Annotated in this window: 18 protein-coding genes and 1 riboswitch; of the genes, 9 read left to right on the forward strand and 9 right to left on the reverse strand. The window is 73.7% G+C overall.

The genetic code is table 11. The annotated features are described in order from the left end of the window. Window positions 1-3: 3 nt before the first annotated feature. On the reverse strand, window positions 4-381 hold the full coding sequence (locus tag GA0115242_RS16365) for a winged helix-turn-helix transcriptional regulator (RefSeq protein WP_093829051.1): 378 nt from the start codon (window positions 379-381) through the stop codon (window positions 4-6). Window positions 382-472: 91 nt separating this feature from the next. Here GA0115242_RS16365 and GA0115242_RS16370 point away from each other — a divergent pair, with 91 nt between their 5' ends. The 3 genes from GA0115242_RS16370 to GA0115242_RS16380 all read left to right on the forward strand — a co-directional run bounded on the left by GA0115242_RS16370 (window position 473) and on the right by GA0115242_RS16380 (window position 3,702). Then, window positions 473-1,327 (forward strand): SDR family oxidoreductase, encoded by an 855-nt coding sequence (locus GA0115242_RS16370; protein WP_093829053.1) that lies wholly within the window; start codon window positions 473-475, stop codon window positions 1,325-1,327. A gap of 217 nt (window positions 1,328-1,544) precedes the next feature. Then, a complete protein-coding gene (gene rarD, locus GA0115242_RS16375) occupies window positions 1,545-2,495 on the forward strand; it encodes an EamA family transporter RarD (RefSeq protein ID WP_256089455.1) in 951 nt (316 codons plus the stop codon). Between the two features lie 253 nt (window positions 2,496-2,748). Then, window positions 2,749-3,702 (forward strand): M28 family metallopeptidase, encoded by a 954-nt coding sequence (locus tag GA0115242_RS16380; RefSeq protein WP_093829057.1) that lies wholly within the window; start codon window positions 2,749-2,751, stop codon window positions 3,700-3,702. A 42-nt stretch (window positions 3,703-3,744) separates the two neighbouring features. Here GA0115242_RS16380 and GA0115242_RS42480 read toward each other — a convergent pair whose 3' ends face one another. Then, window positions 3,745-5,691 (reverse strand): tetratricopeptide repeat protein, encoded by a 1,947-nt coding sequence (locus tag GA0115242_RS42480; RefSeq protein WP_176729830.1) that lies wholly within the window; start codon window positions 5,689-5,691, stop codon window positions 3,745-3,747. Window positions 5,692-5,928: 237 nt separating this feature from the next. On the opposite strand from GA0115242_RS42480, the gene GA0115242_RS16395 reads away from it, so the two are divergent. Next, window positions 5,929-6,492, forward strand: a complete 564-nt coding sequence (locus GA0115242_RS16395; protein WP_093829059.1) for a DUF6668 family protein — start codon at window positions 5,929-5,931, stop codon at window positions 6,490-6,492. A gap of 324 nt (window positions 6,493-6,816) precedes the next feature. Next, entirely contained in the window at window positions 6,817-7,401 is a 585-nt protein-coding gene (locus GA0115242_RS16400; RefSeq protein WP_093829061.1) for a flavodoxin family protein, read from the forward strand. 57 nt (window positions 7,402-7,458) lie between these two features. Here the strand turns inward: GA0115242_RS16400 and GA0115242_RS16405 are convergent, their stop codons facing one another. From GA0115242_RS16405 to GA0115242_RS16420, 4 genes are all read right to left on the reverse strand, one after another. Then, window positions 7,459-8,349, reverse strand: coding sequence for an ABC transporter permease (locus GA0115242_RS16405; RefSeq protein ID WP_093829063.1), 891 nt, complete (start codon window positions 8,347-8,349; stop codon window positions 7,459-7,461). Further along, entirely contained in the window at window positions 8,336-9,304 is a 969-nt protein-coding gene (locus GA0115242_RS16410) for an ABC transporter ATP-binding protein (RefSeq protein WP_093829065.1), read from the reverse strand. The genes GA0115242_RS16405 and GA0115242_RS16410 overlap by 14 nt, the downstream gene beginning before the upstream one ends. Window positions 9,305-9,336: 32 nt before the next feature. Continuing rightward, window positions 9,337-10,584 carry a LolA family protein gene (locus GA0115242_RS16415; RefSeq protein ID WP_093829067.1) on the reverse strand — a complete coding sequence of 416 codons (1,248 nt, stop codon included), beginning with the start codon at window positions 10,582-10,584 and terminating at the stop codon, window positions 9,337-9,339. Between the two features lie 267 nt (window positions 10,585-10,851). After that, entirely contained in the window at window positions 10,852-11,862 is a 1,011-nt protein-coding gene (locus GA0115242_RS16420) for a polyprenyl synthetase family protein (protein WP_093829069.1), read from the reverse strand. Window positions 11,863-12,078: 216 nt separating this feature from the next. On the opposite strand from GA0115242_RS16420, the gene GA0115242_RS16425 reads away from it, so the two are divergent. The 3 genes from GA0115242_RS16425 (at window position 12,079) to GA0115242_RS16435 (ending at window position 16,506) form a co-directional block, all read left to right on the forward strand. Then, window positions 12,079-13,572 (forward strand): peptide MFS transporter, encoded by a 1,494-nt coding sequence (locus GA0115242_RS16425; RefSeq protein WP_370672289.1) that lies wholly within the window; start codon window positions 12,079-12,081, stop codon window positions 13,570-13,572. A 16-nt stretch (window positions 13,573-13,588) separates the two neighbouring features. Further along, the gene (locus GA0115242_RS16430; RefSeq protein WP_093829113.1) at window positions 13,589-15,583 is read left to right on the forward strand and encodes a CocE/NonD family hydrolase; all 1,995 of its coding nucleotides are present in this window, start codon (window positions 13,589-13,591) and stop codon (window positions 15,581-15,583) included. A gap of 273 nt (window positions 15,584-15,856) precedes the next feature. After that, window positions 15,857-16,031, forward strand: a riboswitch (cyclic di-AMP (ydaO/yuaA leader). 4 nt (window positions 16,032-16,035) lie between these two features. Then, the gene (locus GA0115242_RS16435; RefSeq protein WP_093829073.1) at window positions 16,036-16,506 is read left to right on the forward strand and encodes a transglycosylase SLT domain-containing protein; all 471 of its coding nucleotides are present in this window, start codon (window positions 16,036-16,038) and stop codon (window positions 16,504-16,506) included. Window positions 16,507-16,521: 15 nt separating this feature from the next. Here the strand turns inward: GA0115242_RS16435 and GA0115242_RS16440 are convergent, their stop codons facing one another. The 3 genes from GA0115242_RS16440 to GA0115242_RS16450 form a co-directional block, all read right to left on the reverse strand. After that, window positions 16,522-17,328 carry an HAD family hydrolase gene (locus GA0115242_RS16440; protein ID WP_093829075.1) on the reverse strand — a complete coding sequence of 269 codons (807 nt, stop codon included), beginning with the start codon at window positions 17,326-17,328 and terminating at the stop codon, window positions 16,522-16,524. Window positions 17,329-17,570: 242 nt separating this feature from the next. Continuing rightward, window positions 17,571-18,773 carry an FAD-dependent oxidoreductase gene (locus tag GA0115242_RS16445; protein ID WP_093829077.1) on the reverse strand — a complete coding sequence of 401 codons (1,203 nt, stop codon included), beginning with the start codon at window positions 18,771-18,773 and terminating at the stop codon, window positions 17,571-17,573. A gap of 118 nt (window positions 18,774-18,891) precedes the next feature. Beyond that, on the reverse strand, window positions 18,892-20,130 hold the full coding sequence (locus GA0115242_RS16450; RefSeq protein ID WP_093829079.1) for a carboxylate--amine ligase: 1,239 nt from the start codon (window positions 20,128-20,130) through the stop codon (window positions 18,892-18,894). A gap of 223 nt (window positions 20,131-20,353) precedes the next feature. Here GA0115242_RS16450 and fahA point away from each other — a divergent pair, with 223 nt between their 5' ends. Then, a complete protein-coding gene (gene fahA, locus GA0115242_RS16455) occupies window positions 20,354-21,565 on the forward strand; it encodes a fumarylacetoacetase (RefSeq protein WP_093829081.1) in 1,212 nt (403 codons plus the stop codon). Window positions 21,566-21,781: the final 216 nt, after the last annotated feature.

Raw genomic sequence — 21,781 nt, forward strand, 5'->3', positions numbered from 1 at the left:
ACCTCAGCCGGTGGCGCCCTTTCGCGCGTCGAAGCGCTCCCGCGCCTGCTCGACCTGGGCCATCCGGTCCTCCGTCCAGAGCGCGAGCGCCCGCACCTGGACGGCCGCCTCACGGCCCAGGTCGGTGAGGGAGTAGTCGACGCGGGGCGGGATCACCGGCTTGGCGTCGCGGTGGACGAGGCCGTCGCGCTCCAGGGTCTGGAGGGTCTGGGTGAGCATCTTCTCGCTGACCCGGCCGACGGCCCGGCGCAGTTCGCTGAACCGGTAGGGGCGTTCGAGCAGCTGGATCAGGACCAGGACGCCCCAGCGGCTGGTGAGGTGCTCCAGGACCAGCCGGTGCGGACACATCGGCTCACGGACGACCACTTCACTTACTTTCATAGCAGTACCTTACTTCAAGGTGGGTACTTTCCAGAAGTTAGCGCTCGCCCTATGGTTAGTGACAGACGCACCCCACAAGGAGTTCTGAATCATGAGCATCGTCGTCACCGGAGCCACTGGACACCTCGGCCGCCTCGTCGTGGAGCAGCTGATCGAGAAGGTCCCCGCGGACCAGGTCACCGCCGTCGTCCGCGACGAGGCCAGGGCCGCCGGGCTCGCCGCCCGCGGCGTGCGGCTCGCCGTCGCCGACTACAACACCCCCGAGTCCTTCGACGGCCTCTTCGCGGCCGGCGACAAGGTGCTGCTGATCTCCGGGAACGAGTTCGACAAGGGCCGGGTGCAGCAGCACCAGGTCGTCATCGACGCCGCGAAGGCCGCCGGTGTCGCGCTGCTCGCCTACACCAGCGCTCCGGGCACGCTGGAGGCCGCGCTCGCCGACGACCACCGCGGCACGGAGCGGGCGCTGCGCGCCTCCGGGGTGCCCTACAGCCTGCTGCGCAACGGCTGGTACAACGAGAACTACACCGAGAACCTGGCGCCGGTCCTGGAGCACAACGCCGTCGTGCAGGCCGCCGGCGCCGGCCGGATCTCCTCGGCCGCCCGCGCCGACTACGCCGCCGCCGCGGTCGCCGTCCTGACCGGCGAGGACCACGAGAACACGACGTACGAGCTGGGCGGCGACGAGGCGTGGAGCTTCGCCGAGTACGCGGCCGAGCTGAGCCGCCAGACCGGCAGGGAGATCGCCTACAACGCCGTCTCCGTCGAGGACCTCACCGGCATCCTGGCGGGCGCCGGGGTACCGGGACCGGTCGCGGCGATCCTCGCGGGCGTCGACGCGTCCATCGAGAAGGACGAGCTGGTCGTCACGTCCGGCGACCTGTCCCGGCTGACCGGCCGCCCGGCCACCCCGATCGCCGACTCGATCGCGGCGGCGCTCAAGAGCTGACGCGGGACGGGCACCCGGCGGCGTCCCGACGACATCCCGGCGGCGTCCCGACGACATCCCGGCCGTCTCTCCCGGGCGCTCGCGGCCCGGGGACCACGGAGGGGCCGTCGACCCCCGCCTGTCATGACCGTATGGCGATACGGACATGACAGGCGGGGGTCGTCGGCGCTACCTTCGTGGCTGTCCGCGCGTGCGGTCGGTCGAGAGGGAGGGACCCGTGGCCAGGAAGCCGAGGGGCGAGCGTCACATAGGTCTGGTGAACGGCTTCGCGGCCTATGTCATGTGGGGGCTCGTCCCCCTGTTCTGGCCGCTCCTCAAACCCGCGGGCGCGCTGGAGATCCTCGCCCACCGCATGGTCTGGTCGCTCGCCTTCGTCGCCGTCGCGCTGCTCGTGGTGCGGCGCTGGGCCTGGGCGGGCGAACTGCTGCGCCGGCCCCGGCGGCTCGCCCTGGTGGCGGTCGGCGCGGCGGTGATCACCGTCAACTGGGGCGTCTACATCTGGTCCGTGAACAGCGGGCACGTGGTGGAGGCGTCCCTCGGCTACTTCATCAACCCGCTGGTCACCATCGCCATCGGCGTCCTGCTGCTGAAGGAACGGCTGCGCGCCGTGCAGTGGACGGCGGTCGGGATCGGCCTCGCCGCCGTCGTCGTGCTGACCGTCGGGTACGGGCACCCGCCGTGGATCTCGCTCGCCCTCGCCTTCTCGTTCGCCCTGTACGGGCTGGTCAAGAAGAAGGTCAACCTCGGCGGGGTGGAGTCGCTGGCCGCCGAGACGGCCATCCAGTTCCTGCCCGCGCTCGGCTACCTGCTCTGGCTCGGCGGGCGAGACGACCTGACGTTCGCGAGCGAGGGCGCCGGGCACGCGGCCCTGCTCGCGGCGACGGGCGTGGTGACCGCGCTGCCGCTGGTCTGCTTCGGGGCGGCGGCGATCCGGGTGCCGCTGTCGACGCTGGGGCTGCTCCAGTACCTGGCGCCGGTGTTCCAGTTCGCGCTCGGCATCGTCTACTTCCACGAGGAGATGCCGGCCGAGCGGTGGGCCGGGTTCGCCCTGGTGTGGCTGGCGCTGTGCCTGCTGACCTACGACGCGTTCCGCGCGGCCCGGGGGTCGGGACGCCGGGTGATCGTGGCCCGGTCCGCCACGGCGTCGTCCCCGACCGTGGACGCCTAGCCGCTCGGCGGCCCGCGATCCGGGACCCGACCGGCGTCCGCCGCAGCCCGCGATCCGGGATCAGACCGGCGTCCACCGGGGCGCGTCCCGGGGCCGTCGGCGGGGACATCGCCCCGGGTTGTTCCGTTATACGAACACGCTGTCCTGATAGCGCTCTTGACGGCGTGTACATGACGGCTCCACCATCCTGGCACCGCAATCCACTCAGGAATCAGTGCGATTCCCCTGACGCATGGAATTCGGAGCCCCCCACATGAAGCTCTCCGTCTCCGGGCGGGCGTCGGCCGCTGCCGTCGTCGCCGCCGTCACCCTCCTCGCCACCGGGTCCATAGCCGGTGCGGCACCCGCCCCCACGGCGGGCGCCGCGGCCGCCGCGCCCGACATCCCCGTCGCCAACGTCAAGGCGCACCTGGCCCAGTTGCAGTCCATCGCCACCGCCAACGGCGGCAACCGGGCCCACGGCAGAGCCGGTTACCTGGCCTCCGTCAACTACGTGAAGGGCAAGCTGGACGCGGCCGGATTCACCACGACCGTCCAGCAGTTCACGTCCTCCGGGAGCACCGGCTACAACCTGATCGCCGACTGGCCCGGCGGCAACACCGACCAGGTCGTCATGGCGGGCTCGCACCTCGACAGCGTCACCGCGGGCCCCGGCATCAACGACAACGGCTCCGGTTCGGCCGCCGTCCTGGAGACCGCGCTCGCCGTCGCCCGCTCCGGGTACAAGCCGACCAAGCACCTGCGGTTCGCCTGGTGGGGCGCCGAGGAGCTGGGCATGGTCGGCTCCCGCTCCTACGTCAACGGCCTCTCCACGGCCAACCGCGCGAAGATCAGCGGCTACCTGAACTTCGACATGATCGGCTCGCCGAACCCGGGCTACTTCGTCTACGACGACGACCCGACCATCGAGAAGACGTTCAAGGACTACTTCACCGGCCTGGGCATCGCCACCGAGCCGGAGACCGAGGGCGACGGGCGCTCGGACCACGCCCCGTTCAAGAACGCGGGCGTCCCGGTCGGCGGCCTGTTCAGCGGCGCCGACTACAAGAAGACGAGCGCGCAGGCCGCCAAGTGGGGCGGCACGGTGGGCGTGGCCTTCGACCGCTGCTACCACGCCTCCTGCGACACCAGCGCCAACATCAACGACACCGCCCTCGACCGCAACAGCGACGCGATCGCCTACGCGATGTGGGCGCTGTCGTCGTGATCCGCGCCGCCGTCTGACCGCGTGGTCCCGGGGGTCCGCCGCTCACTCCGCGCGGCGGGCCCGTTCGGTCAGGCGGCCCATGCGGGCCCGCGCGGACTCCAGTTGCTCGATGTCGTCGGCGGCCGGGCCCTCCTCGGCCGCGAGGTCGGTCCACAGGCCGATCAGCTCGCGGCCCAGCTCCAGTCCGAGACCGGGTTCGCGCACCGCGCGCCAGGCCGCGAACGCGCTCTGCACGTTGCCGTAGGCGGCCTCCGCGTCGCCCGCCCGGCGGCGCAGCCCGGCGAGGTCGAGGGAGAGCCGCAGGGAACGCACCGGATCACCCGCCAAGTAGGCGATGTACGACGTCAGTTCGCGCAACCTGAGCACTTCGGGGTGCCCGGCCCCGAGGGTCCGCGAGGAGTCCGCGACGGTCTTCGCCGCCAGCTCGGCCGCCGCCTCTATGCGCCCTTCCCTGACGGCCTCGTTGATCCGCGCCATCGGCTCCGCGAGCACGGAGGGCGCCGGGTCGGAGGGCCCGGCGCCGAGCACCGCCTCCGCGACGGCGTCGAAGCCGCGGGCGGGGGTGGGCCTGGCATCCGGCTCCGGCTCGGCGAGGGCGGGCGGCAGCGGGGACGAGGTGAGGGAGCGCGGCGGCGGGACGGGCGCGGGAGGATCCGCCAGCACCGCGGGGAGCGTGTCGGCGGACTGCGGCACGACCGGCACGGGGGATGCGGCGGGCGGGAACCCGTAGGCACCCTCGGTTGGAACCCCGGTCGCGGGCGGGAGCCCGCTGGCACCCTCGGTCCGGCCTCCGGTCACGGGCGGTGGCCCGTAGGCACCCTCGGCGGGAACACTGGTCGCGGGCGGGAACCCGTAGGCACCCTCGGCCGGAACCCCGGTCGCGGGCGGGAGCCCGCTGGCACCCTCGGTCCGGCCTCCGGTCACGGGCGGTGGCCCGTAGGCACCCTCGGCGGGAACACCGGTCACCGGCGGGAAGCCGTAAGCGCCCCCGGCCGGAACCCCAGCCGCAGGCGGGAAGCCGTAAGCGCCCCCGGCCGGGACCCCGGCCGCAGGCGGGAAGCCGTAGGCGGCACCGGCAGCAGCACCGGTCCCGGCACCGACCCCCGCACCGGCCGCGCCGTCCGGCGCCCGGTACTTGCCCCCGTCCGGAGTCCTGTACGGGCCCTCGTCCGGGGTCCGTACCGGGCGGCCTCCCGGTGCTCGGTCGGGGGCGTCCCCCGGTGCCCGCCCCGGGGTGCCACCCGGCGTCCAGGGTGTCGCGGTGTCCGGGGTCCGCTCCCGTTCCCGTGCGCCGTCCTGGGCCGGTACCGCGTCCATCCGCGGCGGCGGGCCGAACGCGCCGAGCGGTGGCGCGACCGTGCCGGTGCCGTGGTCCCCCTCGGGGGCCGGGAGCGCCCGCGGGGAGGACGTCGGCGCGGTCCCGGCGGCCTCCTCCGGCACGGCCCGCAGCGGGAAGGTCGGGACGTTCCCGCCCAGCGGCAGCGGTTCCGGCACCGCCCGCAGCGGGAACGTCGGCGCCGTCTCGCGGACCGGCGCCCCGGTGGTGCGCAGCACGCGGGTCGGCTCGTCGGGCGACGCCGACCGGTCGGGCCCGTCAGGCGACGGCGCCGTGGCCGCGTCCCCGGACCGCGGAACCGGGCCGGACACCGCGGGCGGGGACACCTCGGCGGGCCGTGCCGGTGCCGTCGGCATCCGCACCGGTTCCCCCGCCAGGTCGCTGGAGCCGTCCGGTTCGACGCGCAGGGGGACGACGTATCCGATGCGCTCGTCGTGGACGGTCGCGCGGACGGCGTGCCCGGTGGCGCGGGCGATGCGCTGGAGGTGGTTCAGGACCGCCTGCTGGAGTTCCTCGCCCGGCGCCGCGGCGACCGGCACCCCGCCGACGGAGGCGCCCGGCGCCCGTGTGCCGTCGGGGCCCGCCCCGGACACCCGTACGTCGATCGGCGCCGCAACCAGCGCCCGCTTCTTGTCGCGGCTGGGTCGAGACATCGGTTCCCTCACTCGGATGCGTCGGGGACTGGGCTGACCACGACGCGTTCGGGCCCCATGGTCCCTCCCGCCGCCGGGTCCCCGTTCCCCCGGCATCAAGATCCGATCCCTCGCTCACTGTCGAGTTTCTCCGGTCACCCCCCGTCCTGTCGTCACCGGGACGTCACAGACTCGTTCCAGGAAGCAGCGCCGCGGCGTCCGGGGTGTGCCGGGGCCGCCGCGGGAGAGGAGAGCGGCATGGTCAGGCGCGGCGGGGACGACGGAGAGCGGCCGGGACCGGTGGGGCCGACGGGGCCGGAGATCTGGGTGCGCGGGCCCGTCGACCCGCCGGACGACCCGCCGGACGCCCCGCGCGACGACCCGCCGGGCGGCCAGTACGCCAGGCCCCGCCCCCGCTCCCTGGTGGGCACCCACGGCGGGGCCGGTGTCTCCACCCTCGCCGCCGTCCTCGGCGGTCACGACTGCGGGCGTGACTGGCCCGCGCCCGACGCGCCCCGCTCGGTGCTGCTGGTCGCCCGCACCCACGCCTCGGGGCTGGCCTCCGTGCTGCGCACGCTGGAGATGTTCCGGCGCGGCGAGGTGCCGGACGGGCTGGACCTGGACGGGGTGGTGCTGGTCGCGGACGGGCCGGGCAGGCTGCCGAGGCCGCTGGAGCGGCTGGCGCGGCTGGTCGGGGACGCCGTCGACGTGTACCGCGTGCCCTGGGTGCCGGCCTGGCGCCTGGGCGACCTGAGCGGCACCCCGCCCCGCGGGACGGCGACCCTGGCCCGCCTGATGGGGACCACCGCCACCGGCCGGTGACCCCTGACCCCGGCTGACGACCCTCACCCCCCTCTCACGACCCCCACCCCTGGCCGGTGTCCCCGCCCCCGGCTGACGACCCCCACCCCTGGCCGGTGCCCCCGCCCCCGGCTGACGACCTCCACCCCCGGCCGGTGAACCCCGCTCACCCGGCCGGTGAACCCCGCTCCCCCGGGCCGGTGACTTCCGCGCCCCCGGCCCGCCGCCCCCTCCCCGAGCGCGGGGCCGGATCTACTCCCTGGCGGAATCTAGATGCGCATGCATAAGATGCAGGCGCGCACTAAATCAGGTCCGGTTCCGTCGTTCCGTCCCCTGGGAGTCCCCATGACCCGCCGCTTCCTCTTCGTGCTGGGCAGCAGCCGCAGCGACGGCAACACCGAACTGCTCGCCCGGCGGGCCGCCGAACCGCTGCCCGCCGACGTCGAGCAGCGGTGGATCAGCCTCGCCGAGCACCCGCTGCCCGACTTCGCCGACCTGCGGCACGACAGCGACCACGTGCGCCCCACCGAGGGGCCCGCCGCGGTGCTGCTCGACGCCACGCTCGCGGCGACCGACCTGGTGATCGTCTCGCCGCTGTACTGGTACTCCGTCTCCGCGCAGACCAAGCGCTACCTCGACCACTGGTCGGGCTGGCTGCGCACGCCCGGCGTCGACTTCAAGGCGACGATGGCCGGGCGCACCCTCTGGGGCGTCGCCGCGCTCGCCGCCGAGGAGCAGGTGGTCGCCGATCCGCTGATCGGCACCCTGCACAACTCGGCGGCCTACCTGGGCATGCGGTTCGGCGGGGTGCTGCTGGGCCGCGGCAGCAAGCCGGGCGACGTGCTGGCCGACGCCGACGCCCTGGCCCGCGCCACGACGTTCTTCGCGCCTGACGCCCCGCACGCCCGCTTCCTCGCCGACGCGGCCTGACGTCCCGCGTCCAGGCCGCCTCCCCGCCGGGACGGCCGCCCGGCTCCCGGCTCCCCGCTACGCGGTGATGTCCTTCGCCGTGAAGCGCGCCCAGGCCGCCGAGCCGAACACGGCCGCGTAGAGGGCCTGCACGCCGAGGTTGCGCAGCACGTCGTCCCAGTAGACGGGCTCGCGCATCAGGTCGGCGAAGGACAGCCAGTAGTGGGAGAAGAAGTACGGCTGGATCGCGTGCAGTTGGGGGATCTGGTCGAGGATCTGGACGGTGATCAGCAGGCCCACCGTCGTCGCCATGGCCGCGATGCCGCTGTTGGTGAGGGTGGAGACGAAGAGGCCGAGGGCCGCGACGCCGATCAGGGACGCGGCGACGACCAGCGCGATCAGCAGCGCCCGCAGCAGGCCCTCGCCGAACGTGATCCGGGTGCCCGAGATCGTCGTCAGGTCGCCCAGCGGGAACAGGACCGCGCCCGCGATCAGCGCCGAGAGAGCCACGACCAGGGTGGCCAGCACGCAGAACGCCACCGTCGTCGTGTACTTGACGAGCAGCAGGCGGGTGCGCCCGGCCGGGGCGACCAGCAGGTAGCGCAGGGTGCCCGCGCTCGCCTCGCCCGCGATCGCGTCCCCGGCGATCACGCCGACCGCCATCGGCAGGAAGAACGGGAGGGTCGCGGCCAGCGCGGTGAAGACCAGGAAGAGGCCGTTGTTGGTGATCTGCGCGATGAACGCGGGTCCGCCACCGCCCTCGGGTCCGCCGCCCGCCGGGGAACCGCCGGTCTCGATCCGGACCGCGACGCCGACCAGCACCGGCACCGCGGCCAGCACGCCCAGCAGGGCGAGGGTGCGCCAGCGGCGCAGGGTGGTGAGCAGTTCGCTGCGCAGCAGCCCGAGCGTCCACAGGGGGCTCGGACGGACCGGCGGCGGCGCCGTGGCAACGGTCTCAGCCCGCGACATCGAAGCCCTCCCCGGTCAGCGCGACGAACGCGTCCTCGAGCGAGGCCCGCCGGACGCCGAAGCCCCGGACCCGGACGCCCGCCGCGACCAGGGCGGCGTTCACCTCGGCGAGGTCGCGCGCGGGCGGTTCGGCGGTGACCTGGTCGCCGTCGGTGACGACGTCCGCCGCGCCCTGGTCCTTGAGCACTCCGGCCGCCTCGGCGGTGTCGGGGGTGGTCACCGTCAGCCGGCCGCGGGCGCCCGCCGCCAGGTCGGCCACCGCGCCCTGGGTGACGAGCCGTCCGCGGGCCATCACGGCCGCGTGCGTGCAGACCTGCTCGATCTCGTCGAGGAGGTGGGAGGAGAGGAAGACGGTGGTGCCGTCGGACGCCAACTCCCGTACCAGGGAGCGGATCTCGCGCATCCCCTGCGGGTCGAGCCCGTTGGTCGGCTCGTCCAGGACCAGCAGACGGCGCGGCTGGAGCAGGGCGCAGGCGATGCCCAGGCGCTGCTTCATGCCCAGCGAGTACGCCTTGGCCTTCTTGCCCGCCGCGGCCGTCAGCCCGACCCGGTCGAGCGCGGCGCCGACCCGGGCACGCCGGGTGCGCGGGTCGGCGGTGGGGTCGGCGGCGTCGTAGCGCAGCAGGTTGTCGCGGCCGTGGAGGTGGCCGTAGAGGGCCGGGCCCTCGATGAGGGCGCCGACGTGCGGCAGGACGGTGCGCCCCGCGCCCGGCATGGGGCTGCCGAGGACCCGCGCGGTGCCCGAGGTGGGGGTGATCAGGCCCATCAGCATGCGGATGGTGGTGGTCTTGCCCGAGCCGTTGGGGCCGAGGAAGCCGAAGACGCTGCCCGCCGGGACGGTCAGGTCGAGACCGTCCACGGCGAGCTGTCCGCCGCGGTAGCGCTTGGTGAGCCCGCGGGTGGCGATGACCGCACCCTCCGGCTCCGGCGGCCGCGCGGCGGACGCTGCGTCCATCTGCTCCCTCGTCCCGTTCCGCCCTCAGCGGGTCACTTGGCCGCGTCGGCCGCCTTGACCAGCGCGTCCTTGGTGACCGCGCCGACGTACACCGTGCCGTCGTCGGTGACCAGCGCGTTGATCAGGCGCGTCGACAGGACGGTGCCCGAACCGAAGGAGCCCTTGACCTTGTCGCCGAGCGCGCCGACCAGGCCGTTGAGGTCGCCGCCGCCCCCGGCCCCGGCCGACAGGCCCTCGCCGCCGGTGTCGAAGGCGGCGATGGAGTCCCAGCCGTCACCGATGACGTTCAGTCCGTCGGGTCCCGCGTGGGCGCCGCGGCCCTTCTCCGTGCCCTTGTCCGCGCCCTTGCCGGAGGCCGCGGGCGACCGGTCGCCGCTCTTGGTCCCCGGGGCGTGCCCCGCGGTGTCGCCCTCGGTGACCTTCGCGCCCTTGGGCGGGGTGAAGTCGAAGGTGGAGGCGGCCGGCTTCGCGAAGCTGACCTTGGTGAACCCGGCGTCGATGACGGCGGAGCCGCCGCTCGCCGGGGTGAGCGTGAACTTCAGCGGCATCCCCGTCTCGGCGTCCACCGCGATGCTGATCGCGCCCACCGTGGTGTTCGCGTCCTTCGGCTTGACGACCAGCTTGTAGGCGTCGCGTCCGGCGACGTGCGCGGTGCCGTCGACCTTCACGTCGGTGGTGGAGTCGACCGCCTTCAGGGCGTCCTCGGCGAGCCGCTGGGGCGTGGGCCCCGTCCCGTCCTGCCGCGCGGTGCCCGCGCCCGCGTCGGTGGTGGCGTGGTAGACCTCGTTCGACGCGCTGTCGTAGCCCCAGACGTCCTTGCCGTTGTGGACGACGCTGTACTCGGCCGCGTTCTCCAGCACGGAGAGCTTCTGCCGGTCGGGGCCGTCGGCCGCGACGCGCAGGGTGTGGGTGCCGGTGGCCAGTTCGGTGAGCTTGGCGGTGGGGTCGGCGGAGGACCCGTCACCGGAGCCGGTGGCGCCGGACGCCAGGCTGCCGGTCAGTCCGCCCAGGTCGGGCAGGCCGAGGTCGGTGCTGACCTTCACGGTGCCCGAGAGCTGCTGGACGTCGGACGCGGCGATCTTCTCGATGAGCTTCTGCGCGCTGATGCGCGGCAGGTCGGGGTCGCCGGAGTCGGCGAGCGCCGGGACGAGCCCGATGGTCACTGCGGCCACCCCCACCACCGCGACCGGAACCCCGTACCGCGCGGCCCTGCGCCGGCCCGCGCGCGGGTCGTCGGCGTCTCCCGCGGTGGTGCTGTCGTCGGATTCGTACGGTGCCATTGTGTGCCCTACCTCCGTCGTCGGTGGCGGCCTGGCCGACTGCACGCGTCGTCCACCCCCGAGCCGCCATTCTCACCCGAATCGGTGAGGAGTGGTGTTTCCCGTGGTGTCCATCTCACCAAAACGGGCCCGAACATTCGTCAGACCCCGGAGCCAACTCCGTGTACGCCTCCGGTATGACGGAAGGCGGCCCGGCACCCTCCCGACCCGTAGGGGTGATCCAGGGGAGGCCGCGGGGGCCGCCCGGTCCGGCGGCCCCGGGCGGGCCTATCCGGCCCGGTGCACCACCGCGTCGCACAGCTCCATCAGGGCCGCCCGCGCGTCGCAGTCGGGCAGCGGCGCCAGGGAGGCGCGGGCGTCCTTGGCGTAGCGGACGGTGTCCTTGCGGGCCTGTTCGAGCGCCGGGTGGGCGCGCAGGGCCGTCAGCGCCTCGGTGTGCCGGGCGTCGTCGGTCAGGTCGGAGTCCAGCAGCTCGCACAGGGCGATGTCCTCGGCGAGGCCGAGCCGGGCGGCCCGCTCGCGCAGCCGCAGCACGGGCAGCGTCGGGATGCCCTCGCGCAGGTCGGTGCCCGGGGTCTTGCCGGACTCGCGGGAGTCGGAGGCGATGTCCAGGACGTCGTCGGCGAGCTGGAAGGCGATGCCGAGCCGCTCGCCGTACTGGGTGAGGACGTCGACGACCGTGTCGTCGGCGCCGGACATCATCGCGCCGAACCGGCAGGCGACGGCGACCAGGGAGCCGGTCTTGCCGCCGAGCACGTCCAGGTAGTGGTCGACGGGGTCGCGGCCGTCCTGCGGGCCCGCGGTCTCCAGGATCTGGCCGGTGACCAGCCGCTCGAACGCCTCCGCCTGCACCCGGACCGCCTCCGGGCCGAGGTCGGCCAGGATGTGCGACGCGCGCGCGAAGAGGAAGTCGCCGGTGAGGACCGCGACGGAGTTGCCCCAGCGGGTGTTGGCGCTGTCGACGCCCCGGCGCACGGTCGCCTCGTCCATGACGTCGTCGTGGTAGAGCGTGGCGAGGTGGGTCAGTTCCACCACCACGGCGGACGGCACGATGCCGGGCGCGTGGCGGTCGCCGAACTGGGCGGAGAGCATGACGAGCAGCGGGCGGAACCGCTTGCCCCCGGCGCGCACCAGGTGCTGGGCGGCCTCCGTGATGAACGGGACCTCACTCTTGGTGGCTTCGAGCAATCCCTCCTCGACAGCCGTCAACCCGGCCTGGACGTCGGCTTCCAGAGCCTGGTCCCGCACGCTCAGCCCGAACGGCCCGACGACGGTCACGAGGGGTCTCCTGTCTGCTGGTGTCCACTGGCGGTTACACGGTTTGTCGATAGGTCGTTGACGTCACTCAAGTCAGCGTATCCGGTCACCTTTCGATCACCCATGCCGCCCACCGGTCCACCGCGGGCGGTATGGGATCACGACCGGTATGTTTTTGATCACTTGATATGGATGACTATTCAGCGACTTTGATGGAAGTAATGCAGCGTGTCGCATATTGACAGTGATATCCAACCGGACAGCAAGCCTCCGCCCGAGGACGACCATGCCTTCTTCGGCCAGCCACGGGGGCTGCTGACCCTCTCCGGCCTTGAGGTCTGGGAGCGGTTCTCGTTCCTCGGTATGCAGGCCATCCTCGTCCTGTACTTCGCCGACACCGTCGCCCACGGCGGCCTGGGGATGTCGCCGGGCACCGCCGCCTCCGTGTCGGCGGCCTACGGCACCCTCGTCTACCTGGTCTCGGTGGCCGGCGGCTGGCTCGCCGACCGCATCCTGGGCTCCTACCGGGCGGTGCTGTGGGGCGGCATCCTGATCGCCTGCGGACACTACGCGATGGCGGTCCCCACGGCCGCCATGACCTGGGCGGGCCTCGGCCTGATCAGCGCGGGCACCGGGCTGCTGAAACCGAACGTGGCCACCATGGTCGGCAAGCTGTACCGCACCGACGACGAGCGCCGGGACGCCGGTTTCGCGCTCTACTACATGGCGATCAACATCGGCGCCTTCGCGGGACCGCTGATCACCGGCTGGCTCGGCGACCACCAGGGCTGGCACTGGGGCTTCTCGGCGGCCGCGGTCGGCATGACGTTCGGGCTCGTGCAGTACGTGGCCGGACGGCGCCACCTGGCCGGGCGCACCCACGCCGCGGAGTTCGCGCTGGCCCCGGCCGCGATGCGGCGGGCGGTGCGGACGACCGCCGTCGGCGCGGTGGCCGTCGCCGTCGCCGCCACGCTGCTCGCGGTGGCCGGGTGGCTGACCATCGGGCGGTTCGTCGACGTGCTCACCGTGCTGTCGGTGATCGCGCCGGTCGTCTACTTCGCGGTGATGTTCCGCAGCCCCCGGGTGACGGCCGAGGAGCGCGGCAGGCTGCGCCCGTACGTGGTGCTCTTCCTCGCCTCGACGGTCTTCAACTTCATCCTCTTCCAGGCCTACTCGACGATGATCCTGCTGGCCTCCACCAACGCCGAGACGACCATCCTCGGGTTCCACTTCCCGGCGAGCTGGTACGCGTCCGCGCTCGGCGCCTTCGAGGTCGGGCTCGCGCCGCTGGTCGCCGCCGTCTGGATGCGGATGGGGACCCGGCAGCCGCACGCCTCCAACAAGATCGCCCTCGGGGTGGTGCTGGGCGGCCTGTCGTTCCTGCTGATGGTCCTGCCCACCTCCGGGCACTCCGGCGACGACTGGCTGATGTCCGTCTGGTGGATCGTCGGCTCCTACCTGCTCCTCGGCCTCGGCGACATCCTGCTGGAGACCTCCGGCCTCTCGGCCAGCAGCAAGCTGGCCCCGGCCGCCTTCTCCAGCCAGACCATGTCGCTCTGGTTCCTGTCGCTCGCGCTCGCCAACGGCATCCAGGCGCAGACGGTCAAGTTCTACGACGACGTCTCCAAACCGGCCTACTTCGGCGTCAACGGCGCCATCGCGGTGGCCGCGGGCCTCGCCGTGATGGCCGCCGCGCCCTGGCTGCGCCGCACCATGCACCCCGTCCACTGAGGTCGACACCATGAGCCTGCACATCCGCACCTCCTTCCCCCACACCACGACCCACGAGGACGTGCGCATCCCGCTGTCCGACGGGACCTCCCTGTACGCCCGCGTGTGGCGCCCGGTGACCGGCGAACCCGTCCCGGCGCTCCTGGAGTACCTGCCCTACCGGCTGACCGACTGGACGGCGCCCCGGGACGCCCAGCGCCACCCCTGGTACGCGGGCCACGGCTACGCCTCCGTCCGCGTCGACATCCGCGGCCACGGCAACAGCGAGGGGCTGCCCGGCGACGAGTACTCCGAGCAGGAGCTGGCGGACGGCGTGGAGGTCGTCGAGTGGCTCGCCGCGCAGCCCTGGTGCACCGGCAGGGTCGGCATGTTCGGCATCTCCTGGGGCGGCTTCAACTCCCTGCAGATCGCCGCCCGCGCGCCCGAGGCCCTCAAGGCCGTCGTCACCGTCTGCTCCACCGACGACCGCTACGACAACGACGTCCACTACATGGGCGGTTCGGTCCTCGCGGTGGACATGCACGCCTGGGCGGCGACCATGCTCGCCTTCGTCTCCCGGCCGCCCGACCCGGCCTACGCGGGCGACGCCTGGCGGGAGACCTGGCTGCGGCGGCTGGCGGCGGTCGAGCCGTTCTCGCACACCTGGCTGGCCCACCAGACCCGGGACGCGTACTGGCGCCACGGCAGCGTCTGCGAGGACTACGGCGCGATCAAGGCCGCCGTCCTCGCCGTCGGCGGCTGGCACGACCCCTACCGCGACACCGTCCTGCGCCTCGCCCAGCACCTCCCGGCCGACCGCACCCGCGGCCTCATCGGCCCCTGGTCCCACCAGTACCCCGACCGCGGCCTCCCCCCGGGACCCGCCATCGGCTTCCTCCAGGAGACCCTCCGCTGGTGGGACCACTGGCTCAAGGACACCGACACCGGCGTCATGCGCGAACCCCTCCTGCGCGCCTGGATCAGCGACTCCCACCCCCCGGCCACCGTGTACGGGACGCTGCCCGGCCGCTGGACCGGCGAGCCGTCCTGGCCGTCGCCGCACGTCACCACCGTCTCCTACGGCCTCCAGGGCGCCCCGGCGCTGGTCCGCTCGCCGCAGCACACGGGCGTGGACGCCGGGCGGTTCTTCCCGTTCGGCAACGACGCCGACCTGCCGCCCGACCAGCGCGAGGAGGACGCCCGCTCGGCGTCGTTCGAGTTCGCGGTCGGCGAGGAGACCTGGGTCCTCGGGCGGCCGAGGGTGCGGCTGCGGCTGACCGCGCACGCGCCGCGCGGCCAGGTGGCGGCCCGGGTCTGCGACGTGGCGCCGGACGGCTCGTCGACGCTGGTCACCCGGGGTGTGCTGAACCTCTCGGCGCGCCACGGGCGGGACCGGTCGGTGCCGTGGACGCCGGGCGCGGTCGAGGACGTCGAGTTCGAGCTGAACGGCATCGGGCACGCCTTCCCGCCGGGGCACCGCATCCGGCTCGCCGTCTCCTCCGCGTACTGGCCGTGGGTCTGGCCGCAGCCCGGCTCGGAGGCGGGCTTCACCCTGGACCCGGCGGGCAGCTTCCTCGAACTGCCGGTGCGCCGCCGGGAACCCGCGTCCGCGGTCTCCTTCGAGGAGCCGGAGCAGGCGGCGCCGCTCGGCGTGAACTTCCCCGCCACCCTGGACGAGCCGCGCCCCGAGCGGCTGGTGGTGCGGGACGTCGCGGCGGGCACCTGGCGGCTGGAGGTCGACCCCCGCTACGGCGGCACGCGCGTGTACCCGGACGGCCTGGAGTTCACCGAGGAGGCCCTGGAGACGTACACCGTCCAGGAGGCCGACCCGCTCTCCGCCCGCACCCGGTCCGACTGGTCGATCCGGCTGCACCGCCCCGAGCTGGGCTGGGACGCCCGGGTCCGCACCCGGTCGGAGATCGGCTGCGACGGCGACGCCTTCGTCACCTCCGACGAGGTGATCTGCACCGAGGGCGACGAGGTCGTCTTCCACCGGACCTGGGAGAAGCGGATTCCACGCACGGCCGGTTAAAGGCGAGTTGGGCTCATTGCCCGTTTTGCCATAATTGATGATTCCCGTGAGTTGGCTCACGCCGCGTCGCGCCCGGACCCCGTCCCCGCGCGACGCGGCGCTCCTTGTGCGCCAAGGGGAGTTGACCCTTGGCGGGTGCAAAGGATCAAGCACCCCAAACCACCCTGATCAAGGTCAACCACCCTGATGTGTGAATCCGGCACTTGTTCCGGACATGTGCTCTCGCATACGTTCCCGCCCTGTCGGGTGGACGCCTAATCCTGCCGCCGCCCGCACACCCATTCACCGAACGAACTCACGCACGGCAGGAGCGGGGGAACCAGGTAGGTCGCCGGACCGGGCAGCGCCCGGCACGGCTAGGGGTGAAGTCGCACCGCCGCACGGCGGCGCGGCCGGGCAGCTCCCGCCCGAACCCGACAGCTCACCTCGCAGGCGACGGAGAGGAAACCGCCATGCCCGCCATCGCTCCCCGCCGCTCGCGTCTCGCCCGCAAGCTCGCCGTCCTCGGCACCGGCGCCGCCGTGCTCGCCCTCCCGGTCATCGGCGCCACCAGCGCCTCGGCCGCCACCCCGACCGTGGCGACCGCGACCTCCCTGGGCTACTCGAACAACCTCGACGGCTGGATCCGCGCCTCCCTGTCCGTGATGGCCCAGAAGGGCATCCCGGGCACGTACAACGGCATCTACCGCAACGTGATCCGCGAGTCGTCCGGCAACCCGCGCGCCATCAACAACTGGGACTCCAACGCCGCCGCGGGCATCCCGTCCAAGGGGCTGCTCCAGGTCATCGACCCGACCTTCGCCGCGTACCACGTCTCCGGGACCGTCTACGACCCGTACGACCCGGTCGCGAACATCACGGCCGCCTGCAACTACGCGGCCCACCGGTACGGCTCGATCGACAACGTGTGGGGCGCCTACTAGGCCCGTCGGCCCCGTTCAGTCAAAGAGGCGTTCGAGGACGACGGCGATGCCGTCGTCCTCGTTCGACAGCGTGACCTCGTCCGCCACCCGCTTCAGTTCCGGATGGGCGTTGGCCATGGCGACGCCGTGGGCGGCCCACTCGAACATCGGGATGTCGTTCGGCATGTCCCCGAAGGCGATCGTCTCCCGCGGGCCAAGACCCAGGTGGTCGGCGGCCAGCGCGAGTCCGGTCGCCTTCGTGATGCCGGATGGCTGGAGTTCGACGGTGCCGGGGCCCGACATCGTCACCGTCGCGAGGGAGTCCACCACCGCGCGGGCGATCCCCGCCAACTCGTCGTCGGACAGCTCGGGATGGCGCAGCAGCACCTTGCTGATCGGCGCGCTCCACAGGTCCGACCTGCGCTCGACGCGCACCGCGGGCAGCGTCGGGTGCGGCATGCGGTAGCCGGGCTCGATCAGGGTGAGGCCGTCCACCCCGTCCTGGTCGACGGCCGCGTACACCTGGCCGACCTCCGCCTCGATCTTGCCGAGCGCGGTCTCGGCCAGCTCCCGGTCCAGGGTGACCGACCAGAGCAGCCGGTCCGCGCCGGCGTCGTACACCTGGGCGCCCTGTCCGCACACCGCGAGCCCCCTGCTGTGCAGGTCGTCGAGGAGCGGGCGCACCCGGGGGGCCGGGCGGCCGGTCACGACGAGGTGCCGGGCGCCGGCGACTGCCACCCGCGCGAGGGCGGCGCGGGACCGGTCGGACAGCGTGTCGTCGCCTCTGAGGAGGGTGCCGTCCAGGTCGGTGGCGATGAGAGCGTATGCGGTGGGTGCGGCCATGATCAGAGAATACGGATCGGACGCCCCGCCGACTCAGCGGCGAACCGGACGACGACGCGGTTCACCGCGTCCTCGTCCGCATCAGGCCAACTTCCCTGTCTCCTTCGCCCTTTCGGCCCCGCGCCCGCCGCCCGCCCGGCGACCGCCACCCGCCTCCCCCGCGCTCCCAGGGCGGCTCGGCCCCGTCTCTCCCGAATCCCGGGGCGGCTCAGCCGACCGTCTCCCCCGCACCCCAGGACGGCTCAGCCGTGTGCCGCCGCCAGGTGCCGCGCCAGCCTCGGGGAGGCGAACTCCGTGCCGCACACGAACCGCATCACCGGACCGTAGGAGGCCGCGGCGGGCAGCCCCGTGAAGTACAGGCCGGGCACCGAGGAGACGTATCCGGCGCCCAGCCGCGGGGCGCCCCTGCTGACCGCGAGCCGGGTGCGCAGCCCCTCGCCGAGGAAGTCCATCGCGGCGATGTCCACCCGGTAGCCGGTGGCGGCCAGCACATGGTCGGCGGTGAGCCGCTCCACGCCCCCGCCGTGGGTGCGCACGGTCAGCGCCGCGCCCGGTCCGTCCGGCTCGGCGCCCACGATCCGCTCGACGTCGCCGACCCGCACCCGGCCCTCGAACCGCTCCCGCAGCCACCAGGCGCCGAGCGGGCCGAGCACCCGGCGCACCAGGTAGTGCCTGGCGCCCTCCGGCAGGTACCGGTAGGGCTGCGCGTGGTAGCTCAGCGCCCACAGCGACCAGGCCCGCCCGAACGGCGACTCCGGGCGCAGCCTCGGCTGCTCCCACGGCGGCGCGCCGAACGCGACCCTGCCCCGGCCGCGCGCCACCACCCGCACCCGGGCGCCCGCCTCCGCCGCCAGCGCCGCCGTCTCCAGCGCGGACTGGCCCGCGCCGACGACGATCAGCTCCCGGCCCGCGTACCGGGTGAGGTCGTGGTGCTGGGAGCTGTGCGAGACCGGTCCGGCGGGCGCGGGTCCGTCCGGCGCGGCCGCGGCCAGCTCGGGCGGCAGGTGCGCCAGACCGGAGAGCCCGGTGGCCACGACGACCGCGCGGGCGGTGAACGTCTCGCCGGAATCCAGTTTCAGTTCGAAGTCGCCACCGGAGCGCCGGTCCACCGCGACCACCCGGACGCGTTCCAGGCCGGGCACCTGCCGCTGCTGGAACCAGGCGCCGTAGGCGGTGAAGGTCTCCACCGGGATGATGTCCTCGTCGGTGACCAGCGGCGCCACGCCCGCCTCGGCGCAGTAGTCGGCCAGGGTGTGGCCGGGCAGCGGGCAGTCGAGGCTGGAGGCGGCCGGGGTCGACTTCAGGAGCATCCCGGCGGGCATGTGGTCGCGCCAGGCGACCATCGGCTCGCCGAAGACCCGCACGGGCATCCCGCGCGCTCGCAGATGGGCGGCGGTCGACAGGCCGAACGGCCCGGCGCCGATGACAGCTACCGGTGTGATCACGAAGTCCTCCCCAGGACGTCTGCTCGTCACTTCGCGCCCGGTCCGGGCGGTCCCGCGGGCACCGGGCCCGATCCGCGCGCCCGCGCGGACGGGACTCGGCGGGTGCGGCCCGGCCGCCCTAACCGGTCGTGGCGCCGCGGCGGTTGGTCCGCCACAGCTGATAGAGGTGTGCGGCGCCCGGCCCCACGAACCGCCCGAGCATGGTGAGGAACGGCAGCGGGTCGTCGCCCGCGAACCAGGCCAGCTCCGTGCCGCTGGCGCGGGCCGGCGCGTGCGGGGTGGTGTAGCCGCTGCGCCGGTAGGCGAGCAGCGCGGGCAGGTCGATGTTCTCCACGACGTACCGGTGCCCGGCCCGCTGCTCCCCCTCCGGGACCCGGCGCCCGGTCAGGTCGAGGTGCAGGGCGCGGACGACGTCCACCCCGGAGTCGCTCTCGAACAGCCGGAACTGCGCGCCCATGCGCGGGTTGAAGTCGAGGAGTTTGTAGCGGCCGTCGCGCCGGTCGAAGCGCAGGTCGAGGTCGATGACCCCGGTGAAGCCGATCTGTTTGACGAACCGGGCGGCGAGGTCGGCGAGTTCGGGGTTGTCGACGACGTAGGCGTGCGCCGTCATCCCGGCGTGCGGCGGCCAGGAGCGGACCTTCACGCCGGTGAACAGCGCGCGCGGGGTGGAGTCCCGGTCGACGTAGGCGTGCACGATCCAGTCCTCGGCCTCCTCGCGCGGCAGGTACTCCTGGAGGATCACGCCGGGCCGCTCGCCCCAGCCGCGGGCGAGGGCGAGCAGCCCCTCGGGGGTGGCGATGCGGGTGGTGCCGCGCACCGCGGGGCTGCTGCGCCGCACGAACGCCTCCCGGTTCTTGGCGACCACCGGGAACCGCGCCTTCTCGGCGAAGGCGGCGATGTCGTCGTAGGAGCGCGGGAAGGCGGTCTCCGGGCTCGGGACGCCGTGCTCCTCGCAGAGTCCGTGCAGGCCCTGCTTGCTGGCCAGGCGGCGCGGCAGGCCGGGCTCGACGCGCGGGAAGAGGAAGGGTCCGGCGAGGGCGTCCTGGTGCTCGGCGATCAGGACGGCGGCCTCCTCGTCGGTGGGCACCAGCACCGTCGGCCTGCCGATCCGGCGGCCGATCCGCAGCAGCCCCTCGACCAGGTGCCCGGGGTCCTCGCCGCCGGAGGTCGGCCAGACGAACGCCCGCCGCAGGTACCGGGAGGAGGCGGCGGGCGTGCAGCGGTCCTCGGTGATCGCGTACATCGGCACACCGAGCCGCCCGAGGCTGCGGATGGCGCCCACTCCGCCGTGGTGCAGCGGATAGCCGCCGAACTTGACGATCAGACCCGGGACCTCGCGGTCCGCCTCGAACGGCACACTGGTGCTCCTGGCCAAGGGTCCCCCCACGCGTTCCCCCTACGGACCGGACCCACCCCGTCCGTGTCCCCGAAGGACGCTAAGCCGGAATTGCGACCTCCGACAAGGCCAATTCGGACATTGCAAACTCTTTAGACACTGCCCAGGAGCGGCGACTCACCCGTAACGTGTGGCCAGGCCACTTGTCAGCACCCGACACATGGTGAGAGCGAGGCAGTACCCGATGCCCCCCTTCGACGTATCCGAGGGCGACCCCTTCGGCCCGCACAACCTCCCCTACGGCGTCTTCTCCCCGGCCGGTCCGGCCGAGCGGACCGTCGGCGTCCGTCTCGGCGACCACGTCCTGGACGCGGGCGCGGCGGCCCGCGCCCTCGGCTCGCCGTACGCCGCACTGCTGGCGCGGCCGTCGCTCAACCCCCTGCTCGCGGCGGGGCGCACCGCCTGGTCGGACGTGCGGCGCGCGCTGACCGCGTGGGTGACGGTCCCCTCCCACCGGGAGGCGATCGCCGGATTCCTGCACCCGCTGGCGTCGGTGACGCTGCATCTGCCGTTCGAGGTCGCGGACTACGTGGACTTCTACTCCTCCGAGCACCACGCGCGGAACGTCGGCCAGATCTTCCGCCCCGCCGCCGAGGACTCGCTCACCCCCAACTGGAAGCACCTGCCGATCGGTTACCACGGCCGCTCCGGCACCGTCGTCGTCTCCGGCACCGACGTCGTGCGCCCGGCGGGCCAGCGCAAGGCACCCGCGGACCCGGCGCCCGTCTTCGGCCCGTCGGTCCGCCTCGACATCGAGGCCGAGGTCGGCTTCGTGGTCGGCAGGCCGTCGCCCATGGGCGCGCCGGTGGCGCTCGGCGACTTCCGCGACCACGTGTTCGGGCTCTGCCTGCTCAACGACTGGTCCGCGCGCGACATCCAGGCGTGGGAGTACGTCCCGCTCGGCCCGTTCCTCGGCAAGTCCTTCGCCACCTCGGTGTCGGCGTGGATCACCCCGCTCGACGCCCTGGAGGACGCCCGCACCGCGCCCCCGGCCCGCACCCACCCGCTCCTGCCCTACCTGGACGACGGCGCGGACGAGCCCGGCGGCTACGACCTGCGGATCTCCGTCGCCGTCAACGGACACGTCGTCTCCGAGCCGCCGTTCTCCACCATGTACTGGACGGCCGCGCAGCAGCTCGCCCAGATGACCGTCAACGGCGCCTCGCTGCGCACCGGGGACCTGTACGGCTCGGGCACGGTCAGCGGACCCGCCCCGAAGCAGCGCGGTTCGCTCCTCGAACTGACCTGGAACGGCCGCGACCCGCTCGAACTCCCGGACGGCAAGCGGACGTTCCTGGAGGACGGCGACGAGGTGACCCTGACCGCCTGGGCACCGGGCCCGGCCGGGACGCGGGTGGGCCTCGGCGAGGTCACCGGCCGGATCGTGGCCGCCTGACCCGCCGGTGGGCGCCGGACCGCCCGCTTCCGGGCCGGCGGTGACGGCGGGAGCGCCCGCGCCGGGACGGGCGGGAGTGTCCGCACGTCGCGTAGTCGGGCTCGTTCATGTCCTGACGTACGGGCCCGGCGCCGTCATACTGGCGGCGGACGGACCGCGCGCCGCGCCCCCGTCGCCCCGCCCCACCGTGCGTTCCTGCGAGCCGGATCCGGAGCC

The organism is Streptomyces sp. SolWspMP-5a-2 (assembly GCF_900091845.1).
Lineage (GTDB): Bacteria > Actinomycetota > Actinomycetes > Streptomycetales > Streptomycetaceae > Streptomyces > Streptomyces doudnae.